The sequence below is a fragment of the Burkholderia sp. E168m23 genome (assembly GCF_016586125.1).
Classification (GTDB): Bacteria; Pseudomonadota; Gammaproteobacteria; order Burkholderiales; family Burkholderiaceae; genus Burkholderia; species Burkholderia orbicola.
The window spans coordinates 1-1,389 of the sequence record NZ_BCPP01001343.1; the positions used below are offsets into that span (position 1 = coordinate 1).

Annotated in this window: 2 protein-coding genes and 1 pseudogene; 2 read left to right on the top strand and 1 reads right to left on the bottom strand. The window is 66.8% G+C overall.

All coding sequences use genetic code 11. From position 1 onward, the window contains the following. On the bottom strand, positions 1 to 225 hold a 225-nt coding region (locus JMF90_RS37130), incomplete at its 3' end, for a ribulose-phosphate 3-epimerase (protein WP_374104337.1). Positions 226 to 402: 177 nt separating this feature from the next. Between JMF90_RS37130 and apaG the strand changes: the two genes are divergently transcribed. Beyond that, positions 403 to 777 carry a Co2+/Mg2+ efflux protein ApaG gene (apaG, locus tag JMF90_RS37135; protein ID WP_006477037.1) on the top strand — a complete coding sequence of 125 codons (375 nt, stop codon included), beginning with the start codon at positions 403 to 405 and terminating at the stop codon, positions 775 to 777. An 85-nt stretch (positions 778 to 862) separates the two neighbouring features. After that, positions 863 to 1,389, top strand: a pseudogene (locus JMF90_RS37140) (MltA domain-containing protein); the annotation flags it as partial.

Below are 1,389 nucleotides of genomic sequence, written 5' to 3' on the forward strand. Positions count from 1 at the left end.
CCGGTCGACCGGACGCACCATCAGGTGCACGTCGATCGGCACCTGCACGTGCGGGCGGATCGCCTCGCAGACGAGCGGGCCGATCGTCAGGTTCGGCACATAATGGTTGTCCATCACGTCGAAGTGAATCCAGTCGGCGCCGGCGGCGACTACGTTGCGGACTTCTTCGCCGAGCCGTGCAAAGTCGGCCGACAGGATGCTGGGGGCGATGCGGAATTGAGTCATGGCAGGGGAGCGGGGACGTTGCGGCGCAAAACCGTCATTCTACCGTCCGGCGACCCGCTGCGCGGCGGCAGGCCGTGCGGTTGCGGCCCGATTGCGCATAGAATGCCGAACCAATGCGGCGCGCCCGCGGCCCGGCCGCTCGAGTCGGCGCGCGCGGTTACCTAGAGCGGACACACCATGAGTCAGTATCAGTTCACCGTTTCGGTGAAAACCAGCTACTTGCCGGAACAATCCGACCCCGATCACCGTCAATACGCATTCGCGTACACGCTGACCATCCGCAACACCGGACAGGTCGCGGCGCAGCTGATCGCCCGTCACTGGATCATCACGGACAGCGAAAGCCACGTGCAGGAAGTGAAGGGGCTCGGCGTCGTCGGGCACCAGCCGCTGTTGCAGCCGGGCGAGCATTTCGAATACACGAGCTGGGCCGTGATCGCGACGCCGGTCGGCACGATGCGCGGTGCGTACTTCTGCGTGGCGGAGGACGGCGAGCGTTTCGAGGCGCCGGTCGACGAGTTCGCCCTGCACATGCCGCGCACGCTGCATTGAGCGTGCAGTGTGCGGCGCGCGTCAGCGCGGCTGGCGGTCGTTGTGGCGGGCCTGCTTCTTTCTGCCCGACGACGTCCACACGACGATGAAGATCAGCAGGGCAAGTGCTACGAAGGCTTCGAGCGCGAAGATGAGCATCGGATATTGGTCGAGAAAATCTGACATGGCGGTTTCCATCAAGAACGGACATTGTATGTGGTTTGGGCCCCGGCTGGCCGGGTGGATGGCCGCTGCTGCTGCGGCGGCGCTGCTCGCGGCGTGCGGCGGCGCGCCGACGCGAACTTCCGCGCTGAAGCCGCCGACCGGCGCGGCGATCGTGCCGGGCCAGGTCGCCGCGAAGCGGCTCACGCCGGTCGCGTGGCAGCAGGTGCCGGGCTGGCAGGACGATTCGCTGATCGGCGCGACGGCCGCGCTGCGACAAAATTGCGCGCGGCTTGCGCGTCAGCCGGCCTGGACGCGCGCTTGCGCGGCCGCCGACCGGCTCGACGAACTCGACGTCAGCAGCGCCCGCACCTTCTTCGAAACGTATTTCACGCCGTTCCAGCTCGCGAATACCGACGGTACGCTCGACGGGCTCGTGACCGGCTATTACGAGCCGCTGCTGCACGGTTC